Origin of the sequence: Pseudomonas sp. KCJK9111 (assembly GCF_046231935.1) — a bacterium.
Classification (GTDB): Bacteria; Pseudomonadota; Gammaproteobacteria; order Pseudomonadales; family Pseudomonadaceae; genus Aquipseudomonas; species Aquipseudomonas parafulva_B.
This window is the reverse complement of sequence record NZ_JBJJMO010000022.1, coordinates 1-19,343: the sequence shown is the minus strand read 5'-3', so window position 1 is coordinate 19,343 and position 19,343 is coordinate 1. Positions and strand designations below refer to the sequence as shown.

The window sequence follows — 19,343 nt, the reverse complement described above, 5'->3', positions numbered from 1 at the left end:
CACAATGTTCCAAGCGTGCCACGGCACTCGGTGCTATCTATATGCTGCACATCGGCCCAGGCCTTTGGCTGCGCCCAGGTACGACGCATTGCTGTCCACTCTTGCCCGGCAGGCTGGACCAAAATTCTTCGAATAAGTCAAGAACCGACCTGTTCAAATCCTTCGCACCGTGCTACAAACTGGTTAAGCAATGATCTAGCTGCTTGATAACGAAGGGAAAATCATGACGAAGTCGGAGCTGATCGAACGTATTGTCACCCATCAAGGGCTACTCTCGTCCAAGGACGTAGAGCTGGCCATCAAGACCATGCTTGAACAGATGTCACAATGCCTTGCTACCGGTGATCGCATCGAGATCCGCGGTTTTGGCAGCTTCTCGCTGCATTATCGGGCACCACGGGTAGGTCGCAACCCCAAGACCGGCCAGTCGGTCAGCCTCGAAGGCAAGTTCGTTCCGCACTTCAAACCCGGCAAGGAATTGCGTGATCGGGTCAATGAAGAAGACGAGGCCCACACCTGATTCCCTAGGAGCAACCCGATGCGTAACCTCAAGCGTGCACTGGCAGCTGTCTTCGTCCTGCTGCTGGCGGCTGTAGTGCTGTTCTTCGTGCTGGAAAACCAGCAGACCGTAGCCTTGACTCTGTTTGGCTGGGTTGCGCCACAGGTGCCGGTGGCAGTGGTCGTGCTGGCCGCGTTGATCATTGGCCTGGCCGTTGGGCCTTTGCTGGGCGCCTATGGCGTGCAGCGCAGCAAGCGCAAAATCCGGGCTTCTGCCCGTGAAGCGGCGCTGAGCGGCAAGTAAGGATTTTTCTTATAGTGCTTTAAGAAATGCCTGCCTATTAAAGCCACGGTCACCATGGACTAATTGCCCACTTCGTTTTAGCCCCGGCGAGAGTGCGCAGCATGGATTACCCCGGCCTAACCCACCACGGCGCTGTACGCGGCGTGACGGGTTCCTGCCATCAGCTTCATCTGGGCCATGGCGTCAGCCTGCTGGTCGACTGCGGTGCCGAGCAGGGCGCCGATGTGATGCCGGGCGCGCAGGGCAGCGCGCTCGGGTTCGCCATCACCGGCATCCAGGCCCTGATCGTCACGCACGTGCACCTGGACCACGTAGGCCGTATTCCGGCCTTGCTGGCCGAGGGGTACCGCGGCCCTATCTATTGCAGCGAGCCTTCTGCCAAATTACTGCCCTTGGTGCTCGAAGACGCCTTCAAGCTTGGCATCGACAGCGCACCTGCCCAGGTGGCCCGCTATATCGCCCTGGTGCACAGTCTGATCGTGCCCCTGCCATTCGGGCACTGGCACGCCGTGGTTCAGCACCCGCAGGTGGCCTGCGCCATTCGCTTGCAGCGTGCCGGTCACCTCTTGGGTTCTGCCTACGTCGAATGCGACATCCAGCACGGGCCAAACAACACGCGCTATGTATTTTCAGGTGACCTGGGCCCCGGCAACGATCCCTTGCTGCGCCCCTTGCAGCCCCCGGAGCGTGCCGATGTGCTGGTGCTGGAAAGCACCTATGGCGACCGCCTTCACCCACCCACGGGTGATCGCATCCAGCGACTGGAAGCGGCCATCGACCGCGCGCTGGCCGATCACGGCACCTTGCTGATCCCGGCCTTCAGCCTGGGGCGCACCCAGGCACTGCTCCATGATCTTGAAGATGTCCTGCACCGCAAGGCCCTGCTGGGCAAGACGGGTCCCTCCCCACAAGGCGAGCCCGTGGATTGGTCGCAGCTGCCGATCATTCTCGATTCGCCCCTGGCCCAGCGCATCACCCAGGCCTACCGCGACCTGCACCCTTATTGGAACGAGCAGGCCAGGGCGCGCTTGGCAGGTGGCCGCGACCCGCTCGCATTCGGCCAGCTGATCAGCGTAGACACTCACGCCCGTCACCAGCAGGTGGTCAATTACCTAAAAAGCACCGGCCGGCCCGCCATCGTCATTGCAGGCAACGGCATGTGCTCGGGCGGGCGCATCGTCAATTACCTCAAGGGCATGCTGGGCGACCCCAGGCATGAAGTGATGTTCGTAGGCCACCAGGCCAAGGGGACGCCTGGGGCGGTGATCCAATCCAGCGAGCGGGGGCAGGGCCTGGACCAGGTTGATCTGGAGGGCCAGTACTACAGCATCTGGGCCAAGGTGCTGACCCTCGGTGGCTATTCAGGCCACGCCGACCAGGCCGGCCTGGTCGCCTTTGCCACCGGCAGCGAGCGTGCCCCGGCGCGCATCCTGCTGGTGCATGGCCGGGCCGGTGCAAAAACTGCGCTGGCACAGGCGTTGCTGCGGCGCACGCGGGCGCTTGGCTGGCCAACCCAGGTGGAAATCGCAAGATAATGCGAGCGATTCACGGAACGATGGGCGCCGACGTTGTCTGATACACACCACGGCTCACCACCCCCTCGCGCGACCTGCCCGAGGCGATCACCAGGTAGGGCATGTCGGCCAGTTCGGCCGCAGCCTGCGCAAGCTACAAAGCGTATTCTCTGGTATTCTTCGCCGTGATGCTTGCGTCTCGAGCCTATGGATAGCCAGGGATTACTCACGCTAGGCGCGTAACTTAGCGGCGTTGCGCTGTGCGCGACGACGATCAGAAATAAGACTCATGCTTGCCAATTGAAGACCTTCAACTGGCTTAAAAAGGATCCGAATATGGAATTGATCCCGGTTATTCTTTCCGGTGGCGTTGGCAGCCGTTTGTGGCCTGTTTCTCGTGAAGCTCACCCCAAGCCGTTCATGACCCTGCCCGATGGGCAAAACCTGATTCAGAAGACGTTCCTGCGTGCCTCCAAACTGGACGGCGTTGCAGAAGTTTTGACCGTCACCAACCGCGAACTGCTGTTCAAGACCGAAGACGAATACCGCGCCATCAATACCCAGGGCCATCCCCAGGGCTATATTCTCGAACCGTTCGGCCGCAACACCGCCGCCGCCGTGGCCGCTGCCGCCCTGCAACTCCAGCAGGTGCATGGCCCGCAGGCCTACATGCTGGTGCTGGCTGCCGACCACCTGATCCAGGACGAAGCGGCCTTCTCCCAAGCCGTCAACCGTGCAGTGCATCTGGCCGAGCAAGGCTGGCTGGTCACCTTCGGCATCAAGCCCCAGTACCCGGAAACCGGCTTCGGCTACATCGAAGCGTCCGCCGATGGCGCGCTGGATGGCGGCCTGAAAGTCGCCCGCTTCGTCGAAAAGCCCGATGCCGCCACCGCTGAAGCCTACGTGGCTGCTGGCAACTACTTCTGGAACGCCGGCATGTTCTGCTTCCAGGTGGGCACCGTCATCGAGCAGTTCCAGGAACACGCCCCCGACGTACTGCACGCCGTGGCCCAGACGCTGGAGGCCTCGCGCCACACCACCTCCAAGGGCTACAGCTGCATGGCCCTCGACCCTGACACCTTCGCCAATGTGCCCGACATCTCCATCGACTACGCCCTGATGGAGCGCTCGCGCAAGGTCGCGACCATTCCCTGCGACATTGGCTGGAGCGACATCGGGTCGTGGAATGCCGTCAGCGAACTGACCGCCCCGGACGAATCGGGCAACCGCTTCGAAGGCGAAGTGCTGGCCCATGCGTCGAGCAACAACTACGTCACCACCGAAGACCGCCTGGCGGCCTTGGTCGGCGTGCAGGACCTGCTGGTGGTCGACACCCCCGACGCCCTGCTGATCGCCCACAAGGACCACGCCCAGGACGTCAAGCACATCGTCAAGCGCCTGAAAAGCGACGGCCACTCGGCGCACCTGCTGCACCGCACCGTGCATCGCCCCTGGGGCACTTACACCACCCTGGAAGACGGCGAGCGCTTCAAGATCAAGCGCATCGTGGTCAAGCCCAAGGCGTCCCTGTCCCTGCAGATGCACCATCACCGCAGCGAGCACTGGATCGTGGTCAGCGGTATGGCCGTGGTGGTCAACGATGACAAGGAACTGATGCTCAACACCAACGAATCCACGTTCATCCGCGCCGGTCACAAGCACCGCTTGCAGAACCCGGGCGTGATCGACCTGGTGCTTATCGAAGTACAAAGCGGCGACTACCTCGGCGAAGACGACATTGTGCGTTTCGAGGACAATTACGGTCGTTGCGACGCCTGAGTCCAGGCTTTCCCGTCGGCCCGTCGTGCCTGGCCAGGCACCGGGCCGGTCTTCGGTCGCCCACCGTGGCCGGCTATCCCTGTTCAGACTGTCGGCGCCCCTGGCGCCACCGCATTGAGTGAGACGTATGTACCCACCCATCCAGACCCGTTGTTTCAAAGCCTACGATATCCGCGGCCAAGTGCCTGCTGACCTCAACGATGACGTGGCCTACCGCATTGGCCGCGCCCTGGTGGCCGAGCTTGGCGGGCGCACCTACGTGGTGGGCCGTGACATGCGCCTGGAAAGCCCCGGTTTGTCGCTGGCGCTGATCAAAGGCCTGACCGAAGGCGGCGCCGACGTGATCGACATCGGCCTGTGCGGTACTGAAGAAGTGTACTTTGCCACCAGCCACCACCAGGCCGACGGCGGCGTGATGATCACCGCCAGCCATAACCCCAAGGGTTACAACGGCATGAAGCTGGTGCGCGAGCAGTCGCGCCCGATCAGCGGCGATACGGGCCTGAACGACATCCGCCAGCGCGTCGAAGCCGGCAGCCTGGGTGAGCCTGCCGCCCAGCCGGGCCAGGTGCGCGAGGTGTTGGACAAGACCGCCTATATCGACCACCTGCTCACCTACGTCAACCTCGACATCCTCAAGCCGCTCAAGGTGCTGGCCGACCCTGGTAACGGCGCTGTCGGCCCGGTGATCGAGCTGCTCAAGGCACGCCTGCCCCTGGACATCACCCTGATCAACGGCGAGCCGGACGGCAATTTCCCCAACGGCATACCCAACCCGCTGCTGCCGGAAAACCGCGACCTGACCCGTCAGGCCGTGCTCGACACCGGCGCCGACATGGGCATCGCCTTCGACGGCGACTTCGACCGCTGCTTTTTCTTCGACAACCAGGGCCGCTTCATCGAGGGCTACTACGTGGTCGGCCTGCTGGCCGAGATGCTGCTGGTCAAGCACCCTGGCAGCAAGATCATCCACGACCCACGCCTGACCTGGAACACCATCGAACAGGTGGAAGCAGCCGGCGGCGTGGCCATCCAGAGCAAGACCGGCCATGCCTTCATCAAGGAGCGCATGCGCGCCGAAGACGCCCTATACGGCGGCGAAATGAGCGCCCACCACTACTTCCGCGACTTTGCCTACTGCGATAGCGGCAACATCCCGTGGCTGCTGGTGGCCGAGCTGATGAGCGTGACCGGCAAGACCCTGGCTCAGTTGGTGGACGAGCGTATCGCCAAGTTCCCGTGCAGCGGCGAGATCAACTACGAAGTGGCCGATGTGAAAGGCACCATCGACAAGATCCTGAACCACTACCTGCCGCAAAATCCCAGCGTCGACCGCACCGACGGCATCAGCGTGGCCTTCGCCGATTGGCGTTTCAGCCTGCGCGGCTCCAACACCGAGCCCCTGCTGCGCCTGAACGTGGAAAGCCGCGGTAATGAGGCACTGACGATCCAGCGTTTAGCCGAAATAGAGTTTCTGATTAAAAATTAAGCCAACCTTCGGGCTGCGTGAAACCCAGATTAGTCGAGGACATAAGCGCCCTCAGTTAACCTGCGTCGGCCGTCAGTTGGCCGACGCTTTCAAAGTGCGTATAAAGATCCCCGCCTGAGTGTTGACGGTCACATGTTGAAATATGGCCACAGGTAGGCATCTTTAAGGGTTCCCGATGGAGAAGAAAACGTGATTACTGATAAGAGAAATGGCTTTACTATGGTGAGGCTCATTGCCGCATCGTTGGTAATCATTACTCATACGTACGTCGTGCTCGGCCTGGACCACGGTGACGTCTTTGAACGAAATGGATTGATCGGCTTCAGCAAGATTGGCGTCGATGCCTTCTTCGTGATCTCCGGGTATCTAGTAACGCTGTCGATGCTCAGAGGCCAGAGCCTGGTCACCTTCTTCACTAATCGCGTGACGCGCATTTTCCCCGGCCTGATAGTGTCTGTACTGGTGACGATGCTGGTACTCGGTCTGTTCACGCCCAGCTACTCGCAGTACCTGGCGCTAGGGGAAACCTGGCAGTACCTGCGCAACGCTACTCTGTTCGACCTGCACCCCTTCATACCTGGCGTGTTCACTGAAAACCCCGTGCAGGTGATCAATGGCTGCCTGTGGACGTTGCCCCTGGAAGTGCTGTGCTACCTCGGTATTCTGGTGCTCGCCTGGACCAAGGCGTTCAACTGGCGGTTCGTGCTGTTGGCCATGCTGGTGATGCTGACCTTGCACCTGCATGACACCTTCATGCGAGACAGCTACGTCTTCACCGTGTCCAAACTGTTCCTCAACGAGCTGGGCTATCTGTTCCTGTACGGCGCGCTGCTGGCGCACCTGAAGGACAAGGTCTACATGTCTTGGTTCATCACGGTACCGGCCGTGGCTCTCATCATATGGGCCTTCTTCAACAACGGTGGTGATTGGCACTTCTCCGCAGGTTTCTATCTGGTGCTGTGGCCTTACTGCCTGATCTCGATCTGCGTACTGGCGAAGAAGATGAGCTTTCTGAACCGGTTCGACTATTCGTATGGGATCTATGTGTACGGTTTCGTCATCCAGCAGATGCTGGTCAGCCTGTTCCCCGACCTGACCGACGTGTACGCCTTCACATTCCTGTCGCTGGCGCTCTCCGCGCTGGTCGGTGCCGCGTCGTGGCACTTCGTCGAGAAGCCTGCGCTGGACATGAAAAAGCGCTACTTTTCTGTCGCTAGCGTCAAGGTAGCGGTGTAAGGAGCCCGGTGTCTCCTTCCTGGACCAGGAGGGAGACACCGGTTTCGGCGCTACTTTACCGTTGCCTCGATTGCGGCAGACAGCTGCTGTGCACTCTGTTCCCAAGTGATCCATGGCATCGCCGTAGACGAGGGGTGTCGGCCAGCATTGTGCAGATCCAGCCAAGTGACGAGGGACGCGTAAAGCGCCTCTGGCTGCTCGCCTTCAAAATAGAAGGCATGATCGCCTGCAACCTCGCGGAACACGGGGATGTCTCTCACGATGAGCGGCAGGTTGGCTTGCGCGGCTTCGATCAGTGGCAAGCCGAAGCCTTCACCCAACGAAGCGGCGATCAGCGCGTCGGCCTGTGCATACAGGTTGCACAGATAGTCGTCGTCGACCCCTTCGAACCAGAAGAGCCGTTTGCCCTGCTCAGGGTGACTCTTCAGGCGCTGCACGAGCGATTCGACCATCCACCCTTGCTTGCCGACGATGAGCAAGTTCGCGTCCTTCTGGTCGGCCCAGAGCAGTTCGAACGCATCCAATACCTGGGTGTGGCCTTTCCTGGGCTCGAGGGTACCTACCATCAACAGAGACGGGCGCGCCTGCAGCTGCGAGAGCACCTGCTTTGGAATGACGTTGGTAGCCTTGGACTGCGAAGGCGCAACGATGTCGGCGCCCAGGTGGAACCAGGAGATGGAAAATGGACGCTTGCTGGGTGGCCGATGCTCGGCCACCCATTCTTCCATCTCATCGGCCACGGCCTTGGAGATGCAGACGACGCCATCCGATTGCGAGACGACGTCCAGCCAACGGTCGAGCGCGTCCGCTGCGCCCTCGACGAAGCAATGCGAGAGCTTCTTCAGCAGCAGGTCGTACACCACGAACTGCACGTTCACACCCCGACGCCTCATCTCTGCCAGCGCGTGGCGCTGTTTCGGCACGATGGAAGGCTGCAGGTCCAGGCCGATGAAACGGTCACCCTGGCGCACCACCACAGGCTCGTCCTGCAGCAGATGCTGAGGGCAGTTCAAAAAGCCCAGCGTGAAGTGCCGCGCGTATCGGTAACCTGCGCTGTCGTCGGTCGCATAGACAGGCTCTACACGGTAGCCGTCAGGAGGCGTCGAGAGCCAGATGCCCAGGATGTTCCGAACGACCCGCTGAATGCCGCTCTTGGCATCCCGGTTGACCAGTTCGGAAATATCGACCAGCAGTTGTGGCTTCGTCATCGGCGGCGTGAGGCTTTCGTCGATGGACTGGGCAAGGGCCACGGAGTGCTCGAACGTGAAGTGGGCCTTGTCCAGCTCTGCGATCGCCTCGATCGTCCCGGCGATGGAATGGGTGGCGTCTTCGTGAAAGGCTTCGATCGCATCACGGTACAGGGCCGCACAGGCACGAGGGGCGTGGTCGGTATGAATCAGGCGTTGCGCCTGAGCACTCAACCGCTCGCGCGTGGAGACGTCATTGCGTAACAGGTTCAGCGCCTCGGACAGTGCGCCATCCTCGAACGTGTCGGGCAGCATGATGAGGCTGGCTTCAGGAATGTCAGCCATGCTGCCGTTGGCGTTGACGATCGTGGGAATGCCGTAGTTCAGGCAGTCCAGCACGGCTGCCGACGTTTCGCCTCGTGACAAGGTGCGCAGTTGAACGGCGGCGTCCGCGATGTCCAGATAGGCCTTGAACAGCTCGGCATCGGTCCAGCCCGTGATCATGATACGGTCGCGGCAGTGGCTGCCATTGATGCGCTTGAGCAGGCGTTCGCCGTACAGGCCTTCATTGTTCTGGCCGACGTAGATCAAGTGGCAGCGCTCGTCCTTCGACAACTCGGACGCAAGCCAGGCCTCGAGCAGGCGGTCGTTCAGTTTGGACGGGCCGAGCAGGCCGAAGCTGCAGACGATGAAATCGTGCTCGCCAAACCCGAGCGTGTCCCGGGCGGCAGCCCGTTTGCGCGCGTTGGGGAACCGCGGCGTGCGCAGCAGCGGGATCTCCCTCCAGTCGCGGCCGATGTGCTCGCCATACCAGGCGTGCGTCAAGCGGATCGAATAGTTCGAGTGAACGATGACGCCCTCGGCCTGTTGGAGCACGCGCAGGTTGCACGGGTATTTCCAGACCGCATCGGCGCTGTCCAGCCCGTTGATGCGCTCCTCGATGGCCTTGTAGCCGTGGCTATGGTACAGGGCGTCTGTCCAGAAGCCTGACTGCCCCTTGTTGACGTCGATGTCTGCCACGACACCTGACAGGAAGAAGTCGTGCAGCACCACCGTGCCCGGAATCTTCTCCAGCAACCTAAACATGTGCTCATGGAAGGAGGAGTTGCCGAAGTGGTAGATGACGCGGTCGAACCGATGCGCATTCTCCTCGAACCACGCCACCGAACGAACGGCATAGTTGATGCCGGCATCCGAGCTGGAAACCGACTCCTGGGCCACGATGGCATCGATCTCGTAGTACTGCGCAAGCTCAGGCAGCAGCTCTGCGCTGTAGTCGCTGATGCCGCTGCGGGCCGGCGGAAGAGGGGACACGTATGCCAGACGAGGACGTCTGGTCGAGCGCAGGGTATGGGAGCGGCGGGTGAGCTCGCCGAGGAGCGTGTGAACGGCCTCCACGGCCGTGACCGCTGTCTGCTCCCAGCTGAACAGACGCGCCTGCTCGAGCGCCAGCGACGCCATCTGGGCTCTCAAGGCCTCGTCGCCGAGTACCGCTTCGAGCTTCGTCGTGATGGACGTGACCTGGTAGGGGTCGAAGAGTGCCTCGGCATTGCCGATGACTTCGGGCAGGCTGGAGGTGTTCGAGCCGATCACAGGCTTGCCGCAGGCCATCGCCTCCAGTGCAGGCAGGCCGAAGCCTTCGTGCAAGGACGGGAAAACGAACAGCGTGCACAGGTTGTAGAGCGCGAGCAGGTCTTCTTCACTGACGAAACCGGTGAAGCAGACATCGCCTTTCTTCAAACCGTTGGCCAGGGCAAGACCTTCGAGACGTGAGCGATCCTCAGGACGGATGTTGCAGACGATGACCAACTGGTGTGCGCGGCGCAGCGGTGCCTCGAGTGCTGCGTAGGCGCTGATCAGCCCTTCGATGTTCTTCCGCGGGTCGATACCGCCCGTGTACATCACGAACGGGCGGTCGATACCCAGGCGAGCCTTGAGCGCTGCACCCTGCAGATCATCGAGCGTGGGCTTGAAGTGGTTCGTGTCGATCGCCGTCGAGATGTTGACCACGCGCTCGGGCAGGAAGCCCAAGTGATCGATCACTTCGGAGCGGGACGAATTCGAAATGGCCAGGACCAGATCGGCACGGCGCAGGTGCTTGAGCTTCGCTTCGTACCACTGGCGGACCGGCGCTGAACTTAGGTAGGTCTCAGGGTTGATGTGCGGAATCAGGTCGTACACGATGGCTGTCGTCGGTACCGTCGAGTCCAGCGCCTTGATGCTGGTCACGGCGTCGTCCACCAGGCCTTCGAACAGGCTGGTGACCAGCACCAGATCTGGATGTAGCTCGCCGATGAAGGCCTCCCGCACCCGCTCCGATGCCTCTGTACTCCAGCGGTGCTCGGGCGGCAAGGCGCTGACTTTGCTGCACGGTGTCCATACCCTAATCCGACATTCAGGCAGCACACCGTGCAGCTCGTCGCGGATCGCATTGATCGACTCGCCGAACAGGCCATTGAGCACGATGAACACTTCGATGTCGCCGGCGTTCTGGATGAAGGCTTTGGTGAAGGAAAGCGCGTAACGCCCGATGCCCCGATTTCTGTTCTCGGCTTGAGCGCCCTGCAGGTCAATGACTACGCGCATCACTTCACATCCTTACGTGGTTCGTTTCTGTTCAACCGCAAGTAGATCGCCTTGGCATTCGCGGAGAGATGGGCCGGCGCTGCCGGCGCATGACCCGACTCGGCTGTCGTAGAGGCCTGGGGTGCCGTGGAAGGCACGCCCTGGAAGGGCGCGGCCGGTGCGGCGCGCAAACGCGCCGCCAGCTTTTGCAGGCGGGCGTAGGTCGGCGGATGGCGCACCAGGACCTTCTTGATGAGCGTGCGAAGCCTTGGCCGGTCCAGGATCTTTTTTACTGCTGTACGAGCGAGGTGCCTGGACGTCTGTCTCGGTGAGGAAACCAACTTCCTAGTGACGATGACACCCTGCCGCATTGGAGCTGTCACTCGCCACGAGGTGCTCTTCCTGAGCTGCTGGATCTGGTCCGTCAGCGCGCTGACCGTCTGATGCTGATGGGCGTGGGCGTCGCCGAGTGCCGCGATATGCTGCTGATGAGCAACCGCTTCGGTATACCAGTGGTGGGCATTCTTCAGGGACTCGTCCAACGAGCGCTGGAGCGCTTCGTTGGCCAGCTTGAGCTCATCGAATCGCAGGTCCGACACCGAGACCTTCAGGTCATGCATCTGGGTGAGCAGCGCCGCATGCTCATGCTCGACGAAATCCACACGGTTATGAAGCACCGTGTTCTCGTGCTCAACGAAATCCGCCCGCTTATGGAGGCCTGCATTGTCGTACTCCAGCGCGTCCAGGCGCTGGCTGAGCGTTGCAGTATCGGTATCCCAACGCTGTCGCTGCTCTTCGGTCTTGGTCGCCAGACTCGCTTCATAGCGTTGCGCCAGGTCCGCCAGGCTCAGACCGTAGTTGGTCTCGAACACGGCATCGAACGCGGAGAGGTCGACGTAATCGGGTGCTTTCTGAGCGACGATCGCATAATCGGGGCTGGCGCCGCCGAGCACCTCCATCAAGGTCGGCGAGGGCGAGTCGACCAGCCTTGGGCTTTCTTGCAGACGCATCAGCTTGGAGCGTTGGAAGCCACAGAACTTCACCAAGAATTCCAGCAGCATGTGCGGAATCGGCCGCTCGTGCGTAGGGTCCAGATAGAAATTCTGGGTCCCGACGATCAGGTTTTCAGCATTCGGCGTTTCCAGGATCAACAAGCCGCCGGGTTTCAGTACCCGGTTCGCTTCGCTGACCAATGCCTTTAGGGCCTCGAACGGAATGTGCTCGACGATGTGGAAGCCGCTCAGAACGGTCAGGCTCTCACTGGGCAGGGATTGCAGGTAGGCGACAGCTTCTGCCTTCTCGGCGGGCAGCGAGCGTGCCTGGCAGGCTTCCAGCATGCCTTCATCCAAGTCCACGCCAGTGGCGTCGAAACCGTTCTCGATCAACGTCTCCAGCCATTCGCCACGGCCACAGCCGACGTCGACCGCCCGGCACTCGGGGTAGAGCTTCAGCAGCGGTGTGATGAACGGCAGGTAGACCTGCAGGCGCTGCTTGATGGTGTCGTGGGAACCACGGTGTTCATCTTCGAAAGCGCGATAGAACTGGCTCATTGGGCGCACTCCACGGTGGGCTGGATCCATGCCGAACCCACGAAGGGCACCTTGTCAGCATTGATGACGTTGAACACGAGCGCGAGATCCCGCCACTCGTAATTGGCACTGAGGTGGGTATCGGCGGTATGAAGCGCTACTGCGATGGAATAGGAGCCCACGCCGATGTTGGCCTCGAACGTGAAGGTGTATTCCATCTCGGCGCCGGCAGTCAGGTGCTCCATCTTCTTGCCCAGATGGTGGGTGTTGGTCCCGTAGATGGGCTGACCCAGGCGATCCTTGATCATGTAGCCCACCACCAGTTCGGGGATCGCCTGGTTCACCTTGACCTTGATCTTCAGGTTCACCAATTGCCCCACGCTGACGAATTCGATGGGCGCATCCACTTCGTTGTAGAGGGCCAGGCTTTCGATCGTCGCCTCACCCGAGCCCGAGCGAGTCTGCACGGTCCCGTCGGCCAGCGTGTGGACCTGAACGGTGGCGTTTTCCTTTTCGGCGATGATGGCGTTGTAGAAATCCATCACTTCTTCAGGCGCACCGTCCTTGATCACGGTGCCGCCTTCGATCAGTAGCACGCGATCGCACAATGCCTGGATCGAGCTGCGGTCGTGGGACACGATCAGCAGCGTGGTGCCTTGCTCCTGGAATTCACGGATGCGATCGAAGCTTTTGTGCTGGAAATAGCTGTCGCCCACCGAGAGCGCCTCGTCGACGATCAGGATCTCCGGGCGCCGTGCCGTGGCCACGGCGAACGCGACGCGCATCTGCATGCCGCTGGAATAGGTCCGCACCGCCTGATCGAAGTACTCACCGACCTCGGCGAACGCCTCGACCTCCGGCATGAACGCCTCGATCTCCTGGGCATTGAAGCCCATCAGGCCGGCAGCGTGACGGACGTTCTGGCGCCCGGTCAGCTCCGGGTTGAACCCCATGCCAAGTTCCAGAATGGCCGCGATCCGGCCATTGACCTTCACCTCACCCGTGGTGGGCTGCAGCGTGCCGGTCAGCATCTTGAGCAGGGTCGATTTGCCGGCGCCGTTCTGACCGACGATGCCGATCGCTTCGCCAGCGTTGATGACGAAATTGATGTGCCGCAGCACCCAGTGCTCTTCGCGCGGGGCGATCCTGATCCCCAGCCAGCGTGCGATACGCTGCCATTCGCTTCGGTAGGTACGGTAGGCTTTGCCGAGGTCTTTGGCGCTCAACAGGGTCATAGGGCATCCACCATTTCAGGCGCCGCACGGCGGAAAATGTAAAGACCCAATGCCAGGAGCACGAGGGTCAGCGCAATCGTACTGGTCAACGCCATGAAGTCGGGAGACAGGCCGTAGACGAACACGTCATGGTAGGCGGTGACCAGGGGCAGCATGGGGTTGTAGCCGATCAGCGACTGCAGGTCGTCGGGAATGATGTTGATCGGGTACACGATCGGGGTGAACCAGAACAGGATCTGCAACACGATGGGTACGACTTGGCCAATGTCCCTGACGAAGACGTTGAGCACGCCCAGTACCAGGCCCACGCCCATCGCCAGCGCGGCCACGGTCAGGATCAAGGGCACCGCCCACAGCATCTGCCAGGTCGGCAGATGGCCAAGGCAGATGAACACGCCCAGCACGGACAGCAGCAGCAGGAAATTGTTGAGCAACGCCGAACCCAGGACGATGAAGGGCAGGGTGATCCTGGGAAACTTCATCTTCTTCATCAGGTTGCCGTTCTCGATGAACAGCGTCAGGCAGCGGTTGACGATCTCGGAGAACAGGCTCCAGGCCAGGGTGCCGGCCATCAGATACAGGGCATACGCATACTTGTTGTCGATGCCCGGCAGCTTCGCCGCCAGCACGTTCGACAGGATCAGCGCGTAGATCAGCACGTTCGCCAAGGGGTTGATGATCATCCACAGCCCGCCAAGGCTACTCCGCGAGAATCGAGAAACGAACTCGTTGCGGATCGAGGTGGCGATAAAGCTGCGATAGCTGAATAGCCCTCTCAATAATCCAAACATGTGATCTCCTTTCTTAAGGTACTGGAGCGCCATGAGACGCTGTTTCAGTGCGTTGGTTCTTCGCTCAGCCCGAGGTTGCCCAGCACCTGCTGAACGGCTGCCGGGTCCACTCCGGCAGCTTGACAGTTTTCTTCGCGGGTGGCTGTAGCCGTCGTCCTCACCGATTCAGGGTCGGGAAGAGGCGATGTGCCGACAGACAGGGGATGAGGTCGATGACTCACCAGGCAAAGGCCGTGTCGAAGCCTTCGGGGACGACAACGGACATCACGCGCACGCCACTGGGCCGTCTGCACGCATGCCAGCCCGGTGCAGGCCCTTGCCTGCCATCGGGGTGCAGCCTGCCGAAAAAAACGCCTGAGGATACCAGAGAACGTCAGGTGTCACAGGGCTATACTGCGGCCCGTTCGCCAGGTTGTCGAACATCTGCCAGACGGCTGCCGCGCAACCAGCGTTGCGCAGGACGCTCGACCCACCGATGGCAGGCCAGGCTCATGGGGAGCAGCACCACGAAGAATGCCAGCATCATCCAGGGCTGATAGAAGACCGCGCGATCGAAGCCCAGACGGTCGAAGGCCAGCGCAAACACGATCTGCAACGGAAAGTGCAGCAGGTAGGAGGAGTAGCTGATATCACCGACCCAGCCAGTACGGCGCCACAGCCCAGGCCAGTGCGGCCCGGCCGCCGCCAGCAGTGCCAGCGTGGCAGGAAAACACAGTCCCATCACCAGGTAGACGTTGAGCGTCTCGCACAACCACAGTTGCGTGGCCCATGCACCTGACGCGATGCAGCCACACACCAGCAACGCAAGGCCCGACCCACACCTACGCCGCAGTTGCCAGAGCACGCCATAGGCCAGCCCACCGGCGAAGAAGCACAGCAGCCCACTGCCGATCTTGTAGCTGCCTGGATACAGCGCGAACCCTGCACCACAGGCGCTGGCCGCCAGCAGCCAACGCCAGCGACCGGCCAGGCAGAGGATGAAGAACAGGACATACAGCAGGACCTCGACCGAGACCGACCAGATGGGCGCGTTGTATGACCAGCCCCGCTCGAGGCCCCAGGCGGGCGCGAGCAGCAGGTTGAGCACGGCATGGTAGGCGTCGTTGAAGGGGTAGACGAAATAGGTGCCATGGCCTGTGGAGTAAAGCGCCTGGAGCACGGCAACCCCACCTAGCGTGAGCAGATGCAACGGATAAAGGCGGCTGAAGCGGTCCACGACGAAACTGCGCACGCCCAGGCTCCCAGCCGCCACGCGCTGGCCGAACAGCCAGAAGAACACGAACCCTGAAATGGAGAAAAACAGCTGCACCGCCAGCCCACCGTATTGGTAGAACGGTGTGAGCAGGCTGAAAAAAGGCTGGCGCGCGACCTCGAAGGCGGCCGGGCTATCACCGACGAAGAAGAAGTGCTGCCAGTGCCAGAACACCACACTGAGCGCAGCGAGGCCGCGCAGGGTATCGAGGGTATACAGCCGTTCGGGCGAGGGGGATGCAGCGGGCATGTGCGGGATCACTGGCGGGGACAAAGGGGGAAATGCTGGACCCTGCGCAAGACCCTGTCAATGCGCCTTATCCCTATCGAAAGGCGTGATAAACGGAGCGCGGTCGACGAAGCGGGGCTGCGGCAGATGCCACAGCCTCGCTGTCCGTCATTCGAAGACGTCGGCGTCGGTCAACGCCACGCCCAACTGGTCCTTGCCGGACAGGCTGGGTGCGTAATCGATGGGCCACTCGATGGCGAGGGTCGGATCATCCCAGGCGATGCAGCGTTCGCACTCGGGCGAGTAGACGTCCGTCGTCTTGTAGAGGAACTCGGCGGTGTCGCTCAGGGTGACGAAACCGTGCGCGAACCCTGGCGGGATCCACAGCTGGTTCTTGTTCTCGGCGGACAGCACGGCCCCGACCCATTGACCGAAGGTCGGCGAGGCACGACGGATGTCCACCGCCACGTCGAAGACTTCGCCCTGGACCACGCGCACGAGCTTGCCCTGGGCGTGGGGTGCCAATTGGTAGTGCAGGCCACGCAGTACGCCCTTGACCGAGCGAGAGTGGTTGTCCTGCACGAAGTCCGGGTTCAGGTCGGTGGCGGCTTCGAAGGCACGGGCGTTGAAGCTTTCGTAGAAGAAGCCGCGGTCGTCGCCGAAAACTTTCGGGGTGAGCAGCAAGACATCGGGGATAGCCAAGCGGACGGCCTGCATCAGAACACCTTTTCTTTCAGCAGATTTTGCAGATACTTGCCGTAGCCATTCTTCAGCATGGGCTGCGCTAGACGCTCTACTTGCTCGGCCGTGATCCAGCCAGCGCGGTAGCAGATTTCTTCAGGGCAGGCGACCTTCAGCCCCTGACGGCGCTCCATGGTTGCGATGTACTGGCTGGCCTCGAGCAGGCTGTCATGGGTACCGGTGTCCAACCACGCGTAACCACGGCCCATAATTTCGACCTGGAGTTGCTGCTGCTGCAGGTAAAGGTTGTTCAGGTCAGTGATTTCCAGCTCGCCGCGCACCGAAGGCTTGAGCTCGCGGGCCAAGTCGACCACTTGATTGTCATAGAAGTACAGCCCTGTCACGGCATAGCTCGATTTAGGAACCGCCGGTTTCTCTTCCAACGAGAGCACGCGACCGCTGTCGTCGAATTCGGCGACGCCGTAGCGCTCAGGGTCGTGCACATGGTATGCGAACACCGACGCGCCGGACGAGCGCTTGTCTGCACTGAGCAGAAGCGACTGGAAGTCGTGACCGTAGAAGATGTTGTCGCCAAGCACGAGCGCAGAAGGGTTGTTGCCGATGAAATCAGCACCAATGGTGAACGCCTGTGCCAGCCCATCGGGGCTAGGTTGAACAGCGTATGACAGATTGATGCCCCACTGGTGACCGTTCCCCAGCAACTGCTCAAAACGCGGGGTGTCCTGCGGTGTCGAGATAATCAGGATATCCCGAATGCCGGCGAGCAGCAGCGTGCTCAGCGGGTAGTAGATCATCGGTTTGTCATAAACTGGCAGCAGTTGCTTGGAAACCGAGAGGGTGGCGGGGTGAAGACGAGTGCCTGAGCCACCCGCCAAAATGATCCCTTTACGATTGGTTGCGTTCATTTATTCAGTACTTCCATGAGCATACGGGTGACACCACATTGCCAGTCAGGCAGGTGCAGTGCGAACGAGTGACGTAGCTTGGCGGTATCCAAGCGGGAATTCAATGGGCGACTGGCCGGGGTAGGATACTCGGTCGTGGCGATCGGATTCACGGCTTCGACCGCAAGCGCTTCGCCATGTTTCCGAGCAAACTGAATAACGTAGCTGGCGTAACCGTGCCAGGTTGTCTCGCCCGAAGGCGCCAGATGGTAGATACCACGCAACTCAGGCTTATGCTGGGCTTGCTGAAGCGCAGCCACCGCCACATCTGCAAGCAGATCAGCCCCTGTCGGCACCCCGACCTGATCGGCGATGACGTTGAGCGTCGAGCGATCTTTGGCCAGGCGCAGCATGGTCCTAGCGAAGTTGTTACCCCGCGCGGCATACACCCAGCTGGTGCGGAAAATCAGGTACTTGCAGCCCGACGCCTGGATCAGTCGTTCGCCTTCGAGTTTGGTCGCACCATAGTGGTTGACCGGCGAAACGTCGTCGGTCTCCTTCCACTGCGCGGAGCCTGTACCGTCGAAAACGTAGTCAGTGGAGTAGTGAACCAACCAGGAATCGAGGCGCTTGGCTTCTTCGGCCATAACCTGGCTAGCCAGCGCATTGACGGTGTGGGCCATCTCTCGCTCGCTTTCGGCCTTGTCGACGGCTGTATAGGCAGCCGCGTTGACGATGACCTGAGGCGAAACAGCGCGGATGGCATCCCGAAGACCGTCAAGATCTGACAAATCACCTGCCAGATCACCATAGTCCGTAGCCGCATGATGACGATCGAGCGCCACGACTTGACCGAGCACGCTCAGCGCCCGTTGCAGCTCCCAACCCACTTGGCCATTTTTACCGAGCAGCAGGATTTTCATGCTTTGTCCGTGCGCTTGGCGTAGTTGCTGTCGATCCACTGCTGGTAGCTGCCGCTTTTCACGTGGGCAACCCACTCAGGGTTGTCCAGGTACCACTGCACGGTCTTGCGGATGCCAGACTCGAAGGTTTCTTCCGGTGTCCAGCCCAGTTCACGCTGGATCTTGCTGGCGTCGATCGCATAGCGCAGATCGTGACCTGGGCGGTCTTGCACGTAGGTCAGCAGGTTGACGTGAGGGCGGAATTTGGAGTCAGGCTGCAGCTCGTCGAGCAGTGCACAGACGGTCCGTACCACTTCGATGTTCTGCTTTTCGTTGTGGCCGCCGATGTTGTAGGTTTCGCCTACTTCACCTTCTGTGACCACCTTATAGAGCGCGCGAGCGTGGTCCTCGACGTATAACCAATCACGGATCTGGTCGCCTTTGCCGTAGATCGGCAGGGGTTTGCCTTCCAAGGCGTTGAGGATGACCAGTGGGATCAGCTTCTCTGGAAAGTGGAACGGGCCATAGTTGTTGGAGCAGTTGGTCACCAGCGTGGGCAGCCCATAGGTGCGCGCCCAGGCGCGTACCAGATGATCCGAGCTAGCCTTGCTGGCGGAGTAGGGTGAGCTTGGCTGGTAAGGGGTCGTCTCAGTGAACAGATCCTCTGGCCCCTCCAGGTCGCCATAGACTTCATCGGTGGAGATGTGATGGAAGCGGAAGGCAGCCTTGCGGTTCTCGTCCAGCAAGCTCCAGTAGCCACGTGCTGCTTCCAGCAGCGCGTAGGTGCCGATGATGTTTGTCTGGATAAACTCGGAGGGGCCGCTGATCGAACGGTCAACGTGCGACTCAGCAGCGAGGTGCATGACGGCATCAGGCTGGTGTTCACGGAACACGCGGTCTAGGGCGTCACGATCGCAGATATCGACGCGTTCGAAAGCGTAACGGTCGCTCTGGTCGACTGACTGGAGCGATTCGAGATTGCCCGCGTACGTGAGTTTGTCGACGTTGACGACTGAGTCCGTGGTGTTGGAGATGATGTGCCGCACGACTGCCGAGCCGATGAAGCCGGCACCACCTGTTACTAAGATCTTCACGAGAGATTTCTACCTTGAGATTCTGACAGAGCGAATAGACACCGTGCAAATCCATAAATTTCTGAATTAGCACTCACGGAAACGTGAGGGAGAGAGTATACCCTAAGGCTCTGCAAGGTTTGTACGTTGCAAAGCTTTATAAATGCTTATCACA

The 19,343-nt window shown here is 60.8% G+C and carries 15 protein-coding genes; 6 read left to right on the top strand and 9 right to left on the bottom strand.

Annotated features, from left to right (window positions below; translation table 11 throughout):
• Positions 1-223: 223 nt before the first annotated feature.
• From ihfB to ACK59L_RS10140, 6 genes are all read left to right on the top strand, one after another.
• The gene (gene ihfB, locus ACK59L_RS10165) at positions 224-520 is read left to right on the top strand and encodes an integration host factor subunit beta (RefSeq protein ID WP_056807345.1); all 297 of its coding nucleotides are present in this window, start codon (positions 224-226) and stop codon (positions 518-520) included.
• Positions 521-538: 18 nt separating this feature from the next.
• Complete coding sequence (locus ACK59L_RS10160; protein ID WP_023536255.1) at positions 539-802, top strand: lipopolysaccharide assembly protein LapA domain-containing protein; 264 nt, start codon at positions 539-541, stop codon at positions 800-802.
• 101 nt (positions 803-903) lie between these two features.
• Positions 904-2,337, top strand: a complete 1,434-nt coding sequence (locus ACK59L_RS10155) for an MBL fold metallo-hydrolase RNA specificity domain-containing protein (protein ID WP_409273381.1) — start codon at positions 904-906, stop codon at positions 2,335-2,337.
• A 315-nt stretch (positions 2,338-2,652) separates the two neighbouring features.
• Complete coding sequence (locus tag ACK59L_RS10150; RefSeq protein ID WP_409273379.1) at positions 2,653-4,095, top strand: mannose-1-phosphate guanylyltransferase/mannose-6-phosphate isomerase; 1,443 nt, start codon at positions 2,653-2,655, stop codon at positions 4,093-4,095.
• Positions 4,096-4,222: 127 nt separating this feature from the next.
• Entirely contained in the window at positions 4,223-5,584 is a 1,362-nt protein-coding gene (locus ACK59L_RS10145; protein ID WP_409273377.1) for a phosphomannomutase, read from the top strand.
• Positions 5,585-5,803: 219 nt separating this feature from the next.
• On the top strand, positions 5,804-6,820 hold the full coding sequence (locus tag ACK59L_RS10140; protein ID WP_409273375.1) for an acyltransferase family protein: 1,017 nt from the start codon (positions 5,804-5,806) through the stop codon (positions 6,818-6,820).
• A 50-nt stretch (positions 6,821-6,870) separates the two neighbouring features.
• Here ACK59L_RS10140 and ACK59L_RS10135 read toward each other — a convergent pair whose 3' ends face one another.
• From ACK59L_RS10135 to rfbB, 9 genes are all read right to left on the bottom strand, one after another.
• Positions 6,871-10,593: a glycosyltransferase gene (locus ACK59L_RS10135; RefSeq protein WP_409273373.1), complete on the bottom strand. Its 3,723-nt coding sequence runs from the start codon at positions 10,591-10,593 to the stop codon at positions 6,871-6,873.
• Entirely contained in the window at positions 10,593-12,122 is a 1,530-nt protein-coding gene (locus ACK59L_RS10130) for a class I SAM-dependent methyltransferase (protein WP_409273371.1), read from the bottom strand. Before ACK59L_RS10130 ends, ACK59L_RS10135 begins: the two co-directional genes overlap by 1 nt.
• Entirely contained in the window at positions 12,119-13,336 is a 1,218-nt protein-coding gene (locus ACK59L_RS10125; RefSeq protein WP_409273369.1) for an ABC transporter ATP-binding protein, read from the bottom strand. The genes ACK59L_RS10130 and ACK59L_RS10125 overlap by 4 nt, the downstream gene beginning before the upstream one ends.
• Positions 13,333-14,127, bottom strand: a complete 795-nt coding sequence (locus ACK59L_RS10120; protein ID WP_409273367.1) for an ABC transporter permease — start codon at positions 14,125-14,127, stop codon at positions 13,333-13,335. The genes ACK59L_RS10125 and ACK59L_RS10120 overlap by 4 nt, the downstream gene beginning before the upstream one ends.
• Before the next feature lie 388 nt (positions 14,128-14,515).
• A complete protein-coding gene (locus ACK59L_RS10115) occupies positions 14,516-15,628 on the bottom strand; it encodes an acyltransferase family protein (RefSeq protein WP_409273365.1) in 1,113 nt (370 codons plus the stop codon).
• Between the two features lie 147 nt (positions 15,629-15,775).
• Positions 15,776-16,324 carry a dTDP-4-dehydrorhamnose 3,5-epimerase gene (rfbC, locus tag ACK59L_RS10110; protein ID WP_409273363.1) on the bottom strand — a complete coding sequence of 183 codons (549 nt, stop codon included), beginning with the start codon at positions 16,322-16,324 and terminating at the stop codon, positions 15,776-15,778.
• Positions 16,324-17,214, bottom strand: a complete 891-nt coding sequence (rfbA, locus tag ACK59L_RS10105) for a glucose-1-phosphate thymidylyltransferase RfbA (protein WP_409273361.1) — start codon at positions 17,212-17,214, stop codon at positions 16,324-16,326. Before rfbA ends, rfbC begins: the two co-directional genes overlap by 1 nt.
• Positions 17,211-18,116, bottom strand: coding sequence for a dTDP-4-dehydrorhamnose reductase (gene rfbD, locus ACK59L_RS10100; RefSeq protein WP_409273359.1), 906 nt, complete (start codon positions 18,114-18,116; stop codon positions 17,211-17,213). Before rfbD ends, rfbA begins: the two co-directional genes overlap by 4 nt.
• Positions 18,113-19,189: a dTDP-glucose 4,6-dehydratase gene (rfbB, locus tag ACK59L_RS10095; protein ID WP_409273357.1), complete on the bottom strand. Its 1,077-nt coding sequence runs from the start codon at positions 19,187-19,189 to the stop codon at positions 18,113-18,115. Before rfbB ends, rfbD begins: the two co-directional genes overlap by 4 nt.
• Positions 19,190-19,343 lie beyond the last annotated feature (154 nt).